This is a genomic window from Prevotella communis, assembly GCF_022024115.1.
GTDB classification, from domain to species: Bacteria; Bacteroidota; Bacteroidia; order Bacteroidales; family Bacteroidaceae; genus Prevotella; species Prevotella communis.
This window is the reverse complement of record NZ_CP091792.1, coordinates 3,312,061-3,333,015: the sequence shown is the minus strand read 5'-3', so window position 1 is coordinate 3,333,015 and position 20,955 is coordinate 3,312,061. Positions and strand designations below refer to the sequence as shown.

Below are 20,955 nucleotides of genomic sequence, written 5' to 3'. Positions count from 1 at the left end.
ACAATTGAGAATCAAAGATACGATAATAGGCTTCATGATGTTCCTGGGCGCCGTGACGGCTCAGGCACAGATTACCATTGGTGGTAACGTCTATGGCGGTGGTAATGCCGGTGATATGAACGGCAAGACGAGTGTTACCGTGCGTGCCGGCGATATCAATGGCTCGGTCTATGGTGGTGCTCGTCAGGCTAATGTGGGCGGTCATACCTTCGTCAATATCGATGGCGAGAATATGAGTGGCGATATCCTTATCAATTATGTATATGGTGGTAACGATATCGCAGGAACGATTGGAACATCGGTCTTGCCAACGAAAACGGTTCAGAAAATCAATCAGGCTACCAATGAGATTACCTATGAAGAGGTGCCGCTGCTGAAAAAGGCAGAAGAAAATGGTATTGACAATTCTTATAATTCCTTGGTTCTCACCACAAAAGAGAAGATGGTAGGTTCAACCCAGCCATACAAGATTTATATTGGACAGGTCTTTGGCGGTGGTAATGGCGACTATGACTATACTTCGCAGACGAGTGAGTTCTATGGTATGGTGAAGCCGGAACTGAGAAAGGCGTATCTGGAAATCCGTGGCGGTTCTATTGTTATCCTCTATGGCGGTGGCAACAATGCCACAGTGACTGAGGCAACAGATATTTGTATTGATAATGAGAGTGCAATTACCTATGATATGACAGATGAGAAAGGTAATAGTAAACTGACTACCGAACGTCTGAAAGCCATGGGTATTTTCGCTCTTGGCAGTGCTGGTGAAAATGTGGCCACGAGTGATGCCTACCAGTTCTCTCGTGTGTTTGGCGGAAATAATAAGGCACCGATGGATATTCGTCCTAAGTGGCACCTGAACAGTGGTAAGATACGTAACCTGTATTCAGGTGGTAACCGTGGTGCGATGACATACGAGAAAGGTATCTTCCTGCCGGTGAACTCTGACGCTTTGGAAATCAATAATGTCTATGGTGGCTGTCGTATGGCAGACGTGAATCCAGGAAAGGCTATCGATGAAGAAACCATCGAAGGTGTGCTCTGTCCGGCTGGTTATGCAGCCCGTGTGCATATTGGTGGTGGTAATATCTATAATGTCTATGGCGGTAATGATATCTCGGGCATGGTCTATGGCGGTTCGGCAGTGGGTATCCACAGCACGGTCAATGGACATGTGTTCGGAGGCGGTAACGGTTCTTACCCATATACAGATAATAAACAGCTGAAGACATCCGACCTCTATGGTGATTATTTCTACGATGTCAATGATATCCTAGGGCATAATAGTAATACTGTCTTTACCGGACAGGAGAGTGCTGAGGCACTTTATCAGTTCCGACCAAATACGGAGGCTGTGACTGTACGTCTGATAGGTACGGAGGCAAAGCCAACCTATATCGGCGGTTCTGTGTACTGTGGAGGCAATAGCGCAACACTACGTTCTACGAGTAGTACGGCAAGAGCTGAATTGAAAATTGGTGCCAATGTCTATGCTCACCAGGTGTTCATGGGCAGTAATGGTGAGAATATGCTGACAGAGAGTGTGCTGGCGCGCTTGGCTAAGTATGTGGATGAGAATGGAAACACCACTGACAACACGTCTGATGCCGACTTCAGTCAGATGAATCTTCTTGATGCCACTCAGTTTGCTACCTATATGAAAGGCTGCGAGATGGGCATCAAACCACGTGTGGTGTTCGATCCTGATTATGTGAACAAAAAGACCTATTTCGGCTCGTTCTTCTGCGGCGGCAACAGAGGTAGTGTGAATACTGAGGGTATGAACACTATTGACTTTAACTATGGTGTGATTATCTATGACAAGCTGGTGGGCGGCAGCAATAACGCTTATATCAAACCTACGCAGTATAATGCGGCTTACAATGGTGGACTTATAGGCAATGCCGACAGTGCACCGGAGGGAAAGATCGGAAACAAGCTGACGCTGAACCTTTCCGGTTTGGAAATCAGACCTATGCGATGGAAGACTGACTCATATGGAAACTTGATATTGGATAATAATGGCAAGCCACAGCTGGAATGGAATGTCTATACGAATCTGGGTGTGAAATCAGGAACACCGACGACGATAGGCGCGACGGATACAAGCGGTGGTAATACGACTACGGATGACTTGAACCGACGTCTTGTTGGTGGAAATATCTATGGCGGCTGCTATAATAGTGGTCATGTGAATGGTAATGTGATTATCAATATCAATGCCAGTCTGGTAGATACGAACGTTCTCTTCGACAAGGTGACCTTGGATGCAAATGGTGAAGAGAAACTCTTTGCAAGTGATGAGCTGCATCCTGGTAACGACAAGTATTTTATTGAGGAACGCCGCACGGGTGTCATCCGTGGTCAGCAGGGTATTGACGTGCTGGGTAAGGGCCTCAACGTATTTGGCGGCGGTAAGGGACGAGATACCGAGATATGGGGTAGTACCACCATTAACCTGAATGAGAAATCGTATGTGTTCCAGATCTTCGGTGGTAGTGAGGAAGGCATCATCGGTGAAGCTACTGGCACCTCAACAGAGCCTGATGGTACTTATGCCAATGGTGTTTATTCCTTCAATGGCAAGAGCTATCAATATCATCCGAACTACAGTTGTTATGTCAACTTGAAAGGTGCTAAGGAAGGTGTTCCAAAGAGTGCCACAAGTAGCGATGAGATGGCCGATTGTGAGTATATCTACGGTGGTGGCTTCTTAGGTCCTATCTGTGGTAACACAGTGATTAACCTTGGTAAGGGACGTGTCTACCAGACCTTTGGTGGTTCTTGTAATGCTGATATCCTTGGTCATACTGAGACCTACGTGGGTAGGCAAGTGAATGCAGACGGCTCTTTCACAGAGGGATTCCCTTATGTTCGTGACTATATATATGGTGGTAATGACCTGGGTGGTCGTATTCTTAATAAGGCCGATTTCACCAGCAGAATACGTCAGGGGGTAAGTGGCCTGACGCTTCCAGGCATAAATGCAGCCAAGGAGGTGTCGGCTTATACAGAGTATACGCAGGGACATCTGGTGGGAATCTATGCTGGTTGCTACGGTACATATGACTATACGGAATTGCAGTTCAGGAAATTCTTCGATGAACATGGCATCGCAAAAGTGACTGCTGATGCTATCTATACCAAACCACGAATGGATAATGCCTTCGTGAATTTCCGGCCAACAGCGACAGCCCTCCTGAAGAATAATGCCAATAACACTGTGACAAAGGTCTATGGTGCCGGACAGGGTAGTCCAGGTGATGCTGACCGTGATATCATGCAGGACCGTAGTTATATCCTGATTGATATTCCGCAGGATATGGAGAACTACAAACAGATGGAGGTCTTTGGTGCCGGTGCATGGAGCGGACTGGGCATGAGAGAATACGTAGCTCCTATAGCGACACCTAATGCTACGGAGAAAGCTGCCCTGGATAAGGTGTCGGCTATTATCGACCTGCCTCGTGGTCAGATTAATGCTGTCTATGGCGCCAGCTATCAGGAAGGCTTCACCCGTCGTACGGAAGTGAATGTGCCTGAGAAATCTACCATCAGTCTGAATAAACTTTTCGGTGGTGCCTATGGTTTGAGCAATGACACTATCTGTGATGCCTATGAGACGAATGTGAACTGGAATAGTTCTGATGCTCTTGTGGGATATATCTTTGGTGGCAACAACAATGCACGCCGAACGCTCTATGGACGTGTGAATATCAATGCACCAGTTTGGACTAATAAGACATCCGGGTATATGGCTTCTGTCTTTGGTGCTGGCTGTGGTGAGGATACGTGGTCACAATATACGGAGGTGAACTTCAATAAAGGGGCACAGGCTTATATTATCTACGGTGGTGGTCAGAATGGTCGTGTTTGTAATGTGGCTACAGCCCGCAGGATGTCGGTGGAGGAATTTAATGATCCTACCTATAAAGGACTGGCTATTGGCAAAGACTACGAAGAAGACGGTTTGAAGAATCCTTTGGCAAAGCCACGTCACGATGGCAGGAAATATAATACCAATGTCATAATCAACAAGGGCTCTGTCGTCGGTTCTTACTTGGGTGGCTATCAGGTTGGCGGTGGCTATGCCTATGGTGGTGGCATGGGTACCGTTGGTAAGAACAGAAGTGGTGATGTCAATGGCACTACCTATATCGCTCTGCTTGGTGGACTGGTTGAGAAGGATGTTGTTGCTGCAGGTTCTGTCGGTTCTGTGTTTGACCGTTACGGTAATCTGACGGATGAGTACGATAATCCCTTCGAGGCTTCTACTACGGCCTATATCGCTGCAGGTGTTGTCCGTAATGTGTTTGGTGGCGGATACAAAGGTAGCGTGGGTAAGCACAAAACTACGGAACCTTTGTTGGATAACGAAGGTAATCCTATAAATGACAAGCAGGGAAATCCCTTGATGGTAGAGGTGGATGCTAATCTGAATGCCTCTACCGAGGGTGATATCCCTGCTCAGGCAAATATCATCATCGGTATTCGTAAGGACCAGGTAACCGAAAGTCTGAAGAAGGCTATGAAATACCTGAAGGATGAGGCTGCAACTAATGGCTATGATACCGATACGGAGAATGACTATCAGTATGGTTATTTTAATGGCGTACCTGCCATCCAGCGTAACGTTTATGGCGGCGGTGAGGGTGAGACTGAGAAGGGAGGCCGTGGCGGTGCTATCTATGGAACGGCCAATGTGACTCTCAACAATGGCTATATCGGTTATGACTATATCAATGGTGATTTCATTGAGAAACTGAATGATGAGACCTGGACGGTGAGCGACAGTATCGGTCGCCTGAAGGACTATGGAAACATCTTCGGTGGCGGCTATAGTGATAAGAGTAATGTAGACGAGACCAATGTCGTGATGTGGGGTGGTATCGTTCGTGGTAGTGTACACGGAGGTGCTGAGATTGCCGCTATCGGACGTGGTGAGACGACTGAGAGTGGTGAGGTGAACCATATCCGTACGTTCGGCAAGATTACGAAGCCTGGTAAGACTCATGTGACCATGTATAATGGACATGTGAAGCGTAATGTGTTTGGAGGAGGTAAGGGCTATAACGTCTTAGGATTTGGTGGCTCCAATGATCTCTATACTGATGGTTATGTATTCGGTCAGACGGAAGTCTATATTCATGGTGGTGAGATTGGTACTGCAGAAGCTGTAAAGGAAGGCAAGAACTATGGTAATGTGTTTGGCGGTGGAGACCTGGGCTATGTCTATAGTAAAGGCTTCGATAATCCCAAGACAAAGGCTGACAAACAGGCCGGTATTACTACGGGTTCTCCTCAGCACTACTACTATTATTACAGGGAGAATGGTGAGGATAAACTGATAGAAGACTGTAAGGTGGTGGTTGAACCATACCTGCAGGTAAAGGCTGATCAGGCTACAATCAACGGAAAGACAAAAAACAAGTATGAGTATTTCGAGACCAACGACCTGAACACACTTCCGAAAGATAAATCGGCATGGGCTGGCTTGTTTACAGGCGATAAGGATGCCAATGGCAATCCTGTTCCAGGTGATACCGAGGAGCGTGGCGTGCTTATTCATAATGCTGTGTTTGGCGGTGGCAACGTGTCGTCAAACAGTGATACGCATTATGCCAATGCTACGACAGTCTTTGGTAATACCACAGCCACGCTCTATGACTGTTATCATCGTGACTTTATCACCGTTGGTACGGAACATACCGGTGGCCTCTATGGTGGTGGAAACCTTTCCAAAAGTGATGGCTATCGTGAGTTGAATATCACGAACTATGGTACCGACTACTATGGTCTGTCTAGTCGTATCACCTTGGAAGAATACCGTAACTTGTCGAACCGTGAGCATGCTTACTTCCAACTGGAATATGTTTGTAAGGATGGTACGGAGACCCATGAGGTGGATGGCGTTACTAAGTATGGTGTCAATATAGATGGGGATTTCTACGAGAATGGACAGCGTGTCAAGGAGGAAGACTTTGAAAAACTGAAGAAATCATCTGGTTTTAATGCCGCTAACTGGGAACAGTTCGGATTCTGTTCTATCTATGCCGGACGCTTGCTGAACACCATCCAGAGAGCAGACTTCTGTGCTGTCTTCGGTAGTCGTATGGTGCTTCAGGGCGCTAAGGACCGTGTGGCAGAGGTAGGCGAGGATATCGATTATACCATTAACCGTGTCGGCGAGTTGTCATTGAACAAACAGCGTTCGGTACGTACCGATGCGGCTGGTTATACTGGCAGTAATCCTGATACCGGTAGTGAGGCTTTGCATGGCAACTACTTTGGTATCTATAGTATTGTGAATTATCTGGGTAACCTGACCAGTGATGTGGCATTTGGTGATGACTATGTGGATAGTAATGGTAATCCGGTAACAGACCTCACAACCAATAAGCCATATACTTATTACAGTTTTAAGAAGTCACGCCCAACGGGTAATGACAGAAACTATGGCATGAGTCCTAACCAGGTGGCACTGGCCTCGGGTGTGTTCCTGGAGCTGACCACTGAACTGACGGAACAGAATCCAAATAAGGAGAAAGACTATGGTCTGATAACCGGAGTGGTGGAACTTGACCTAATCAATGTGAAACGTTCTACAGAGGGTGGTGGCTTCGTCTATGCAAAGAACGAACACCGTGTGCCAAGATTCTATCCCAACAAGAAGAATGTAGTTCTCTCAGAATATAATAAGCCCAGAATAGTCAATGGCGAGGAAGTACGCGACGATGCACGTACCTATAAGCAGTATCGCTATTCTGAAGACCAGGAAGGTGACTGGAGCAGTACGGGCAGTTATATCATTAGTGGTGATGTGGAGGAGAATGCTTATAAGCCACAGCTTATTGAGACATCTGGTAACTTCATTCATCCCAGCGACAAGCGTATTATCGACGACTGTTATCCCACGAATAATGCCTACATCATCGGTGTTGATCCTTACTCTAAGGCTCATTACTGGTATGTAAAGGGTTCGGTATATGTCTATAAACAGGTGGTATCGGCCTATACTGGTAGTGCCAATGCCTACTCCAAGGATGTGCGTCTGCCACTTACTATTACGGCGGCTTCTAACGGACGCCTGAAGTTACTTGATGTCAAACCAAATCTCTATGCCTACTACTTTGAGGAAGGCAAGAAGATTGGTACAGAGGGAAATGATGGCAGTGCATGGGTCAATAACAATGCCGACAGGTATCACTTGAATGACGTTATCACTTGGTGGGACTGGAATCACCTGAGTGTGTCTGATAAAAAACTCTTTGTTACCGAGACTGTTGTCAACAGCAGGTCGTGCAAGATTGACGGACAGGAATATAAGATTGGAGAGTATGTGATGTTGCCCACGGATGTGAGCACCTTCAAAGCGGATAATCATACAATCACCGACATTGAGGGTCATCCTTTCGTTGATGTCCATGGACATCCTATGAGTAATTCGGATGTGGTGGACGATGTGTTCCGCACATCAAATAATATCGGACATGATACTGGTTATGTGCTGACCTTCGATATGGACACACCAAAGATCTGGAGCGACTGGTATAGCCCTGTTACTGGTAATAGCACCTATACCGTCAATGGTAATACCGTCAGCACCACTAGAAAGACGAAGGAAGAGTATGACGCCCTCTCGCCAGAAAGTAAGTCAGACTGGGTGGAAGGTCCTACCTTCAGTCCTCAGACAACGGCTGTCTATGGTCGTCGTGACTATTCCGAGGGCGATATCATCACAAAGGCGGTCTATGATCATACAGACGATGGTAAGGAGCATATGGAGGAAGCTTATGTGGCTCTTGAGACTGTAAGCTATACCTATCATGGTCAGAACAAGACGGCTAATTCGGGTACCGCTATTCCTGCCAAGGAGTATGGAGAACTGACCACAGAACAGAAGAAGTGCTTCGGAAAGGCCTGGGTTTGTATCGGTTCTTTGAAACTGGCTGAAGAAGACTATCTGTTGAATGGCGACCTGCTCACTGCATCGCAGATAGCAGCACTGAAGACTAAGTACCATCATGTGATAGACGAAGAAGAGATAGATGCTATCATGACGGAGGCTTATATCTGTACGCTGACAGGAAAATACGGCGGACTGACCTATGAGGCTAATATGAACTATAGTGCGAAGGACTCGTGGTGCTCATTATCTGAAGACGACCGTAAACACTTCGACTTCAACCACGATGCCTTAGACCTCTTCGCCGATCCTAACTATCTGGGCTTCTATAACCCGTCTGAGAAAAAGACCACGGAGCAGGCCTACTGGGCGCCATATAGTAACCAGGTGCCTGTGGAATATAATGCAGTGTACAATTCAGATAACACACAGACGTTGATGTTTACAGATGGAACAACACGCACGTTCACGTCTAATACACCTGGAGCAGTACTTACAAGTGGCGAATTTGAGAGAATACGTAACGACAAACGTTATTATACTCGTATAGAGACCGGAACAACAGATACCGATGCCTATGTGGCTATCGACAACTTTACTGATGCTCAGGGAACACCGTATGGTAAGGGACAGGTGGTAGATGCAGATGTCTATAGCGCACATGCCGGAAAGGTAAATAAAGTCACGGGACTGACACCAAACTCAACGACCTACTACTGTTTTGAAGCACATCAGGAGGGAGGCAGTATGATAAATGTCGGTGATAGAATTGATGAGAGTCGCTATAAGAACGATTTGATAGACCATCAGAAGTTCTTTACCATCCAAGGACAGGAGCCTACTGAGACCACAACGCTCTTTGTGAACCGTGAGAGTGACATCCGCGATCTGACCAAGGAAAAGATTGTCACGGTGGTATATCAATACACCTACTACGAGAATGGTGATAATGGTGATATCAAGATGACCAACGAACTCCATGTGGTGAATATCCACCTGCAGTTGGAGAGTGGAGCACCTTCTATCGGCACGCTGAACGAACCGCCAATTGTATTGCCGGGTAGTGCCGTTGGTCTGGACAGACCTGAGGTAAGAGCCGGTATCTATGAGGTGCTTATCAATGGTTGGGAACTCTATGCCGACAAGAATGATGCCGACCATCATCGTAACGGAGTACCTTTCACTAATAACAAAACGCCGGTTTACTGGTATCAGAACAACGATCACTATATCGCCTTCTATTCGAAGACTTATCTGGGTAAGACCTATTCTAATAGTGTGCCAGTGAAGGTGGCCAACTATCACGATTTGGGTGAGGTGATGGAACGCTATAAGGACAACCACCTTTATATTGATCGTGCCGATGTGGATCGTCCGGCTAAGGTTTATATTAACAACTATGCATCAGTAAGTGATGATGACCCGCGAAAGGATAAGAATGGCCTGGACGAACTGAAGAACCTCTTCGACTTGAGTCTGCTCACACCATCTGAAGATGAGCTGGATGAGGATGGACTCATCAAGACGGGCACCTTCCAGGGGCATGCTCCTCTGGGTAGTCATATCCGTGGTGCTCAGAATCTGGAGTTCATCCTGCGTACAGATATTGATGGTTCTGTGCCTGATGGTTCTCCTGCCCGTCAAGCCATAGCTCCTGTCACAGGCGAGACCTGTTTCGGTGGTAATATGCATGGTGACGGACATCAGATAACAGGACTGACGAATTCTCTCTTCGGAAAACTCTGCGGTAATGTGTATAACCTCGGGGTGACGGGTTCATTTACTTCTGCCGGTGTGGCTGACGAGGGCGATGGCTTCGTAGAGAACTGTTGGGTAAAGACGTCTGCGACATCCCTCCCTGCTAATGCGGAGAAGGTGAATGCAGTATTCGGCAATCCGAGTGATCCGACGAATCCTAACTGTGTTCAGGTGGTGAACTGCTACTATCCGGAGAGTAATGCGGCTCTCTATGCCGGCGGTCAGGCCCGCAAGATGGCGGATAAGGCTTTCTATGACGGTGAAGTGGCTTACAACCTGAATGGCTTCTACTTGTGTAAACGCTATTACGATGGCATCCACCTCGGCACCGGACAGGCGTATGAATACTTCCCCGCTCATGTTGATGGTACGCTGCCTACCAATACGGAAGGCACGAAAAATGTGACGAGTACGGCTTACTATCCAAGTTCGTATGCTTACTACACGCCGCAGGGCGTACCATTGAAACAGGGGGTTACGCAGGCACCAAAGATGGGCTATGTGGAACAACGGTTCTATGATGGTGACTTCCGTTATGCCGCCGGTCAGATTCCTGAGGGCTACAACGTACGAAGAAGGGAGAGTGAAGACATCGACGAGTATGGTAACCCGATTGTTGCGTGGGCTCCTATATGGCCCGACGACTATCTGTTCTTTGGACAGACGCTGAGTTATGGCTATGTTGACGGACGCTCTCATCAGCATTTGCCTTCGGTTATCAATAAGTCTGATGAACGTCTGCTCACCACCGATGACAATAACCGTGTCTATCGTGCACCAGCCTACTTCCGTAGCAGTAAGATGCGTATGGCCCACTTCAATCCTAATGCCGTCTTTGCAGAGACCATGAATGGCGATGCCGCCAAGGTGGCCTATAAGGATATGACAGCTATCGACTTCACTGGCTATGGTGACGTATCTAATGGCTATCAGATAGAATGGACAACAGCTGCTCCTTACAACCATGTCGAAGGTGGCGTGTTCTATCCGCCATTGCTCGATGATGGTGGTCTGACGGCATTCCAGAATGTGAACCTGACGAAGAACCTGCTGGTATATACGGAAGCAGAGAGTGATGCCGCACAACTCATGCCGGCTCAGAAGACGGCCAATGTCATCAGCGCTAAGTTGCATGACTATGATTATATAGAGACTGATGCCGATTATAAGACTGTGGCAGAATGGGACTATACCTCAAACTATGAGGGTATGCACGGTCACTGGGTATATAAGTCGGGCACGGATTATATCGCCTCACTCGACCATTTCCTGTTGGATAAGCATGACTTCAATGCACCTATCGCCTATCAGTTTGACGACAGCCACCGTATGTGGTATCAGCGTAAGCCGGACAGATATGTTGACCGAACCAAGGGATGGGAGGGCGTCAGTCTGCCGTTCACTGCAGACATCGTTACTACTAATACGAAGGGTGAGATAACACACTTCTATAGTGGAAGCAACTCCGAGGACGAGACCACAAAGACCAAGGTGGGACATGAATACTGGTTGCGCGAACTCAAGGATGGCGGTACACTGTCTGATGACCAGAAGGTCTATACAGCCAACTTTGCCTATCCTACTTCTGTCAGCACCGATCCTGACAAGGAGGTGACAAACACGTTCCTTTGGGATTTCTACTATAAGGCCGACTATGACCGCCAGGATGCCAATAGTGATCTCTATCAGACCTACTATAGCAATACGCGTGAGTATGAGAAATATGCGCGTCTGACATCGGGTAAACCATATATCATCGGATTCCCGGGCGCTACCTACTATGAGTTTGACCTCAGTGGCGCTTTTGTTCCTGCAAACACTGCTCCCGGTGGTTCTAAGGAACTGCGTAAACAGGTCATCACATTCGCTTCTGCTACTGGTGCGGAGATACATGTCAGCGACGAGGAGACGGTAAAGACTCTGAGCGGCGACGAGACTGGTGTGACAGAAGATGGCTTTACCTTCAAGTCAACCTATCTGAATAATCCAGAGATAGCAGAGGGTAGGGATGTGTTCCTGATGGATGCTGATGGTAGCAGTTTCAACAAGACCGCTCCCGGCGAGGTGACTATCGCTGCTTTCCGTCCATACTTCACGAAACCAGCCACAGCCGGTTCTCGTGCAAAGAGGGTTCAGCAGATAGTGTTCAGTCAGACCAACAGCAAGTTTGGTGTTGATGATCGAGACCCGAGGGATGATGAATACAGCGGTACGCTGAATATCTTCACCAAGAAGCACAAGATTGTGGTAGAGTCAACGCTGAAGCAGACTGTTGACGTTAATATCATCACACCTGCGGGTGTCACGCTGAATACCGTCACGGTAGAACCGGGTCAGACTGTCGAGACCAGAATGACCAATCGTGGCGTCTATCTCGTTCAGAGTGCTGACGGACGCCATAAAAAGAAGCTGGCAGTAAAATAACAACACCCGCTGAAATAAAAATACATCTGATATGAACAAAATATATGAGAAGGGAGTAACAAGGAATCAGCAAGCCTATAGCCATACTATAGCCATACTCATGAGTATGCTTAGAGTATGGCTAGAGTATGGCTGGAGTATGGCTAGAGTATGGCTAAAGTATGCCTCGCCTACAACGAGGTTCTTGCGTCCTTTCAGTAGCAAGCGAGCAGAGCTCGAGCGACGGCTCGTCGGTCACGAGATTACTACTCACTCATGGCGAGATTACGGCTCACTCATGACGAGATTACGGCTCACTATATCCATGCTCCTGATGCTCACATTAGGAAGCGGTAATGTGTGGGGACAAACTGACTATTCGGGAGTGTATTATATCGGTACTGTAACTCATAGTACCGAAAGTACTACCAATAACTTCTATCTATGTCCCACGGAAGGATATTATTATTATCAATCTACATCCCCATACTATACTAACGTAGATAATGGCATGCCTTTCCTTACTACCTACAATTGCCGAAGTACTGTAGGGTATAATGAAAGGAAAGCTCTGTGGGTTATTGAGAAGCACCCTAGTTTAGATTGCTATTATATCAAGCATGCTATTGATGGGAAATATCTAACTTACAATGCTGGCTTTTTAACGAACATGGGGCGTGTACGTTTTCATCTTGAAGAATCACCTTCTAATAATGATTACGCATTGTTTTATATTAACTACTACGACAATACATCTTCTTATGAAATCATTTCTAAATATGCTTCGGACAATAATATCGACCCCGATAGTAATAAGCCAAGAAAATATCTAAATATTAACAAAGGAAACCAACAGTCCCTTGCAGGAACGGATGCTGATAAAACCCAGGCGATTTTGACTGGTGGTATCATTGGTCTATGGACAGCTGGTAATTCTGAAAGTTCAGGAAGTGGCAAGTTTTACCTTGAATCTGCAGTATCAATCGACCCTCCTACCATTACCAATAATTTTGATGGCACAATAACCATTGCGGCAGCGACTGGCGCTACCATATATTATACTACTGATGGCAGCACGCCAACCACAGAATCTTATGCAGGTACTGGTACTACTTCCGTTAATGTCAACCAGACGGAGAGCATGACAGTCATTAAGGCGATTGCCAAGGTGGAAAGTGATTATTACCCTACGGTTGCTACTACATACAACCTGCCCAACTGCGAAAGACCTTCTATTTCTGTTAGTGGTGGTTATGTTACCATCACTTGCACTACTGAAGGTGCTACGATTCATTATACAACAGATGGTACCCACGCCACATCATCTTCAACTGTCTATACTGGACCATTTGCTAAGGGCAGCGCTAATGAAATCAGAGCCATTGCCACAAAAGTAGGTTATGTAAACTCCAATGAGACCGCTCTGTTGCCTCCAACAGAAGTTTCTTTTTCGAGTGAGATAACAGACATGAATGGCAATTATTCACTGGCGTCAGATTTCAGTTCTGATGTTTCTATAGGTACTTCAGAAAATCCTTTTAGTGGTACCATTGACGGCAACTACATAACCTTCTCTCTTAGTCAAGCCTTTATAGACGTGGCCGATGGAGCTATCATCAAGAATATTATCATCAGTAGTGCTAACATAAGTGGCTCAGGCAATGCGGGAGCCATCGTAAATACAGCAAAAGGATCAACGAGAATCTATAATTGTGGAGTATTAGATGGTTCTATCAGTGGTGATGACAATGTAGGAGGCATTGCGGGTGAACTGCAAGGCTTATCACGTGTTATTAACTGCTACAACTATGCCAACATTGAAAGCGGAAATAATTGCGGCGGTATTGTAGGGTACAACCGAGTGGCATCCACCAGCAGCAACTTGCAGACTATGGTGATGAACTGTATGTTCTATGGTAACATTACAGGTGGAAACGCTGCTCCTATCTATGGTGGAGAAATAATCCACAACAAATATTCCAATGCAAACAATACAGGTCTTAATAATTACTGCTACTTCCTGTATGATGAAGAGAAAGTTCCTTATGTAAAAGAGATTGCTAATGATAAATATCATGGTGCACTTGGTGCCGAGGAACGCTACTTAAATCGCTTTGAGTTCTTCCGAATGACACTGAACTCTACGCGCGATATGGCGGCATTCTATGTCACAGGAGATGCTACTCAGAAGGACGAAATGGCTAAGTGGGTGCTTGACAAGAGCATTGCACCTTATCCTATACTCAAAACACAAGGCAAATATCCTTCGGTTGTCAATCCTGATGCCGCTCATGCCACAGCACAGACTGACAGGAATAAAGGTGGATTGTTGGGCACCTTGTCTGTTACCATTAGTGGCGTAGGAGGCGGTGCGCAATTCACTGCACCATCAGGAGCTTCACTCACAACCGACAACCTGACTCTTAACATCACCGATAAGGACTATGACAACTTCAACTACAACTACAAGAAAGTGCAGTTGCCTTACTATAATGAGGTGGGTAAAGGCAACTATACAGACGGTCGCGTAGTGACAGGATGGAAGATTACATCAATCACGGGAGGAACACCTGGCAGTTTTACTACCGACACCTATGACTATCCTTCCTTCAACTATGTCGACCGAAAATGCACTAACAAAGACCTCTATGGAACAGGCGGCAGTAATCGTGTGTTTGCACAAGGCGCATATTGGGAAGTGCCTGATGGCGTGGAATCCATCACCATCGAGCCATATTGGGCAAAAGCTGTCTATCTGAGTGATGCCAACTACGACGTCACATACAACGGAACATCAAAATATGGTGTTACTGTAGGAGGCTCTTGTCCTTCGACTTATAATGGACAGCAGGTGTATAATTCTGTATCTAGCGCTATGACTGCTTTAGGTAGCAATGCCTCACATTCCGTTTATGACTATGCTGTTGTATTAGTAGGAAACTATCATCAGTATTCCAATGATGCACTTGTCAAAGATAATAAACCTGTAACCTTTATGAGTGCCGACCTTGATGGAGACGACGAGCCGGATAACACTCTGTTCTATTATCACAATCAGCGTAAAAGAGTATCTCCGATACGTTTTGATTTCCTCAACATACCTGGTGTAGGTATGGTAAAGCGCACCTACGATGCTACTATGGATCCAGAGCCAGGCATCTTTAAACCACGAGGATGGTTTGAAATAACCAATACCGTGTTCATCCGTTTTGGTCAGTTTGAATATGCTGGAGGAAACAATGGAGACACGAAAGATAATATGGCACCTCTTATTCTGCAGGGCGGAATTTATGAGCAGTTCGTGTCATGTACGCGAGCCAATGCCCAAAACACCAACTACCTGCTTATTGGTAGCAATGCCTGGTTCAAGAATTTTGCTAATGGTTGCCACACGGCACAGGCAAACACAACCCCGAAAGTACCTATTAATGTAGCAGGTGGTGATTATACTAATTTCTATCTCACAGGAATTTATCAGCCAAATACTAATGAAAATGTAGAAAACGCAGAATGCTATATTGACGGCGGACGCTTTACTGAGGTAGCTGGTGCTGGTATGCAGCAAATTAAAGGTGATGTCACATGGCTTATTAATGCTGCAGACATTACAAGTTTCTTTGGCGGTGGCATCAATGCAACCAAGCCTATTACCGGTAGTATCAGCACTACCATCAGCAACAGTAATGTCGATGAATTCTATGGAGGTCCAAAGTTTGGAGATATGTACGAAGAAAAAACTGTCACTACCAATGCGACAGACTGCCATTTTGGTAAATTCTTCGGAGCAGGCTATGGCGGAACGGCATTCAACCGTGTAGGTTGCGAAGACGACAGTAAAACTGACAACAGCCGCGGTTGGGATTCTTGGGTAACTAAATACTATAAACGAGCATATGATGAAGGTAATGGCGGCATCAGTACTAACTATGATTATGAATTTATCTTACACTCCGACGGAAACCAGACTGTAGCACGTTTCTTTGTAAACTATGCATCTCTGTCATTGGCTTCTACAAGAAATGTCACAAACACGCTATCAGGTTGCACCATTGGAACTTTCTATGGTGGAGGTAGTTTAGGAGCTGTTAATGGCGATGTCAATTCTACGCTTACGAACTGTACTGTTACAGGTAGCGCATTTGGAGCTGGTTTCTCTGCATCAGTACCAACGGTTGAAGTATGGAATACAGGAGCATTTCTGACTCCTAAACCAACCTATAACCGCACGGCTAACGTATTTAATAATGCCAACGTTAAGACTCCTAAGGATAACGACCAATTTGATGTATATACCTGGAGTAACACCTACGGCACCAATGCAGACCCATTTACAGATGAAGATGGAAAGCATTACATCCATACTGATGTATCTCTTGAAGGTCTCGGTTCTGTCACTGGTAAGGCAACTCTCACCATCAACGGCACAACCACTGTTGGTAAAAGTGTCTATGGCGGTGGTGAGGAATCCGGTGTAGCTGGCGATACTGAAGTGAATGTCACCAGCGGTACCATTGGTAGTCAGGGCCAGGGTGGTGTTGAGTATGGCAACGTCTATGGCGGTGGCAAAGGTAAGGTTGGTGACAAGGTGGCTGGCTACGTTAAGGGTAATACGACAGTTAACATCAGTCAGGCATCAGCAGACAAACCTACAACCATCTATCACAATGTCTATGGCGGTGGTGCTTACGGCTCTGTGGGTGATTTTACTTACGATGGCACAACAGGTATGCCTACGGCTTGTGCTGAAAATACAGGTAGTTGCACCGTCAATATTCAAAGTGGCACCTTCGGTTGGGATGGTAAGGAGAACGGTATGGTGTTCGGTTCATCACGAGGTGACGTAGCCACTCCAGAGGGCGACCCTGCTGTTGACCCCAATGATCGCATGGCGTGGGTTTACAGCACGCATGTCACCATTGGCGATGCCGGTGCTGCAACGAGTCCTACGATTAAAGGTTCTGTCTATGGTAGTGGTGAGAATGGTCACACTTTCCAGAATACTATTGTAGATATAAATAAAGGTATTATTGGTATTACCGATACCGGCACTGACGGAGGTGCTGCTTATGCGTATCGCGGCAATGTCTATGGCGGTGGTTGCGGTACGGACAAGTATGACTCTGACGGTGATGATATAAAGGATGCGTACAACCCGCTGGCTGGTATTGTAAAGGGTACGACCACTGTCAACATCACCGGTGGTCACGTAGTGCATAATGTCTATGGCGCTGGTGCTATGGGTTCTGTGGGCGGTGGTGCTGATGCCGCAAGCGGAAAGACTACCATTAACATTTCTGGTGGCCGTATCGGTTATGATGGTGACGGAAATGGTCATATATTTGGTGCTGCCCGCGGTGAGTATGGCGTGAGCACTGCTGCTTCAGGTCTCGCTAACGTCAGGGAGACCTCAGTGAACATCAACTATACAACAACACCTGCGGCAGACAATGCCGACAAGAATGTTCAGCTCATCGCCGGTACTGTATTCGGTGGCGGCGAGGCCGGTACTGTCAAGGGAAGCGTAGCCGTCAACATGACGGGTGGTCTGATTCTGAAAGACGTCTATGGCGGTGGTGCCTTGGCTGACACGCAGACCGACAACTGGGATGCTACTGCTAATGAAAATGCGGGTGGCTGGGCTGACGCAGAAAAGAAATCTGCACTCCATACCACTACCGTTCGTTTGACTGGCGGACGTATCGGTGAAGATGTCTTTGGCGGTGGACTGGGAGAAGCCGGCAAACCTGCCTATGTATGGGGTGACGTACTGATTGACCTGAATGGTACCACATCATCAGGCGATACAGGCTCACCCATCGATGCGGATGCGAAGGGTTGTGTAGTTGGACAGGTCTTCGGTTGCAACAACATCAACGGAACGCCAAAGGGCACCGTCACCGTACACGTCTATGCCACACAATCTCCTGACAAGGACAACATCAGCACCAAACCGGCTAAGGGTACTGAGACGTTTGACGTCGAGGCTGTCTATGGCGGTGGCAGCCTGGCTGCTTATGAGCCTGAAGGCGGCAAGAACACCAATAAGTCTACCAAGGTCATCATCGATGGTTGCGGACTGACGAGCATCCGTCAGGTCTATGGTGGTGGTAACGCTGCTTCTACACCTGCTACCAATGTGGAGGTCAATGGCACCTACGAAATCCTGGAGCTCTTCGGTGGTGGTAACGGTCTTGATAATCTTCCCGACGGCAGACCTAACCCTGGTGCTAACGTGGGTTACAAGAACTATACGATTTACGAGAAAGACGGGGAGGACAAATGGATTGCCAAGGATGACCCTGCTTATGATACGAAAGAAGAACGAACAGCAGAAGCCAGTGCTATCGTCTATGGCACCGGCCAGGCTTCTGTAAACGTCTTCGGCGGTACCATTCACCGTGTCTTTGGTGGTTCTAACACCAAGGGTAATGTGAGAAAGAGCGCTGTCACCCTGCTGGACGAGAACAGCGGATGTGACTTCTGCGTGGATGAAGCATACGGTGGTGGTAAGAGTGCACCGATGGATGCCGAGGCTAAGCTGCTGATGGCTTGTATCCCAGGTCTGAAGGCTGCCTATGGTGGCGCTCGCGCTGCCGACATCCAGGGTGATGTGGTGCTCAATATCACTAATGGTACCTTCGACCGTATATTTGGTGGAAATAATGAGAGTGGTACCATCCGTGGTTCTATCGTCGTGAATATTGAGGAGACTGGCTGCCGACCACTTATCATCGGTGAACTCTATGGTGGTGGTAATCTGGCCGGCTATTCTAAATACGGTTATAAGAAAGTGGATGACGTGTGGTTGCCTCGTGAGGCAAAAGACGGACAGGAACCGGGCACTGTGCTTGCTGCTGATCCTCAGGTAAATGTCAGGTCGTTTACCAGTATCGGTAGTATCTATGGCGGTGGATATGGTGAGACGGCTGTCATGGTGGGCAACCCGCATGTGAACATCAATGTGACGGAAGGTAAGTATGCTGCAAATGGCTATGAAGGCACGGAAAAGACCATTGATGGTCATCAGGTGATTATTCCTCCCCACGTACAGGGTAAAATAGGTGCTATTCAGAATGTCTATGGTGGCGGTTATGGTGCCAAGGTGGATGGTGATACCTATGTGAATATCGGAACACAGGTTGGTGAGAGCATTGTGTTTAATACGCCCTTTACGAAAACGGTGAACAATATAGAGGTGATCACGACTTCTGAGGACCGTACCCATGAGGTGAAGGGTGTGGACATTCGTGGAAGTATCTATGGCGGTGGATATGGTTCTACTGCTGTGGTTACAGGTAATACAAATGTGCAAATAGGAAAGTGATGCGTAGATGGACCATATTGCTGCTGTTTTTTGTCTGTTCTGTGAAAGGATGGACACAGGAGAATGCATTCCCGTATCCAGAGATACCGGTATCGCTGACAGACGAGAAAGCACGGTTAGCCTATACGTTGGAACATTTCTGGGAAAACTATGACTTTAGAAACTCTTCGCAAACCAACCATCAGATTGGCGAACAGGGTTTTGTTGACTTTGCCAATCTAATGGCATATGCTGATTCTGCAACTTGTGCCAAGGCTGCGGGCATCTTTGCAGAGGGTGTGATATCTTCGGAACAAAGACTGAACTTCTTTGAAGAGTTGGCTCGTCATTATTTGGAGAACCCACAGTCTCCGCTTCGCAACGACATGGTGTATTGCCATCTGCTACGCGCTTTTCCTGCATCGCCTCAGCGGCAGTTCCTCATTCATCAGTTATCCCTGAATCAACCGGGAATGATGTCGGCAGACTGTTCCTTTGTTGATGCAGAAGGTAACAGGGTGCGTCTTTATGATATCCAAAGCCAATACGTCCTCCTTGTGTTCTTTGACCCTCAATGTGAGCATTGTCAGGAGCAAATGCCTCAGATAAAACGTGAGCCTTTGTTGCAAAAAACATCGGGACTCAAGGTCGTTTATATTGATACGAACTTGAATCCCGATGTGATGAAGGTTTTTTATTTGCCAGCGTTACCGTCGCTTTATCTCTTGGATGCCCATAAGCGGGTTGTCGTCAAGGACGGGTCGTTACAGCAGATTGTCAGTCAGCTTAACGTACTACTTCCGTAAACTCAGCTTTGGCATCCTTGCCTACGGTGACGTAGATAATGGATGTTGTCTCACCGCCACCGTTCATGCCACGGCTGGCAACCGTAAATTTGTAATCGGTGCCATCGGGTGTCTGACGCTTGCCTACTGTTTGTGGTGTGCCCAAGGGGAACTGATAGCTGGAGCAGGCGGCGTCGAAAATCTGTCGTTCTGCATCAGTAACCGGTTGTTGTGCGGAATAGTCGGGCAACTTCTCTACGCTCCCTTTCTTGTAACCATTCTCTTTCAGGAAACGGTCAAGTTCCTTTGCGGCGGCATTTACGCGGGCAGTGCGTACACCATAGCCTTTTGCAATAGTGGCTTTTGGTAATGCTTTCTTGAGCGCATCTGAAGAGGTGTTCAGACCACCACTGCCGAAAGTACAGAATGGCACTATCGTCTTACCGGCAAAGTCTTGCTCTTTTACTAGCGTGATGATTGGATTGGCATAGGTGCCAAACCAAATGGGGTAGCCTAGGAAAATGATGTCGTAGTCGGCAATCTGTTTCTTTAAAGGCTTAATAGCTGGCATCTCGCCGCTCTGCATCTCGCGTTGTCCGCGTTGGATTGTCTCTTGGAAATTGCCAGAGTAGGGCACTACAGCCTCTATCTCTTCGATATCGGCTCCTAACTGTTTCTGCAGCTCCTGAGCAATGGTCTTCGTTGTTCCTGTCTCAGAATAATACAGCACCAGCTGCTTTTGTGCATAACTTGTTGTCATTGTTGCCATCATGACGATAAGTGAAAATAGTTTTCTCATA

General features: G+C 46.9%; 4 protein-coding genes. 3 read left to right on the top strand and 1 reads right to left on the bottom strand.

From position 1 onward, the window contains the following. Positions 1-4 precede the first annotated feature (4 nt). From L6468_RS13740 to L6468_RS13730, 3 genes are read left to right on the top strand one after another with little or no spacing between them, the layout of a single operon-like run. Positions 5-12,088: a hypothetical protein gene (locus L6468_RS13740; RefSeq protein WP_237793628.1), complete on the top strand. Its 12,084-nt coding sequence runs from the start codon at positions 5-7 to the stop codon at positions 12,086-12,088. Between the two features lie 31 nt (positions 12,089-12,119). Continuing rightward, a complete protein-coding gene (locus tag L6468_RS13735; RefSeq protein WP_237793627.1) occupies positions 12,120-19,391 on the top strand; it encodes a chitobiase/beta-hexosaminidase C-terminal domain-containing protein in 7,272 nt (2,423 codons plus the stop codon). Further along, a complete protein-coding gene (locus L6468_RS13730) occupies positions 19,391-20,176 on the top strand; it encodes a DUF5106 domain-containing protein (RefSeq protein ID WP_237793626.1) in 786 nt (261 codons plus the stop codon). The genes L6468_RS13735 and L6468_RS13730 overlap by 1 nt, the downstream gene beginning before the upstream one ends. Here the strand turns inward: L6468_RS13730 and L6468_RS13725 are convergent. Further along, entirely contained in the window at positions 20,157-20,954 is a 798-nt protein-coding gene (locus tag L6468_RS13725) for a flavodoxin (protein WP_237793625.1), read from the bottom strand. The two genes, L6468_RS13730 and L6468_RS13725, sit on opposite strands and share 20 nt — an antisense overlap. Position 20,955 lies beyond the last annotated feature (1 nt).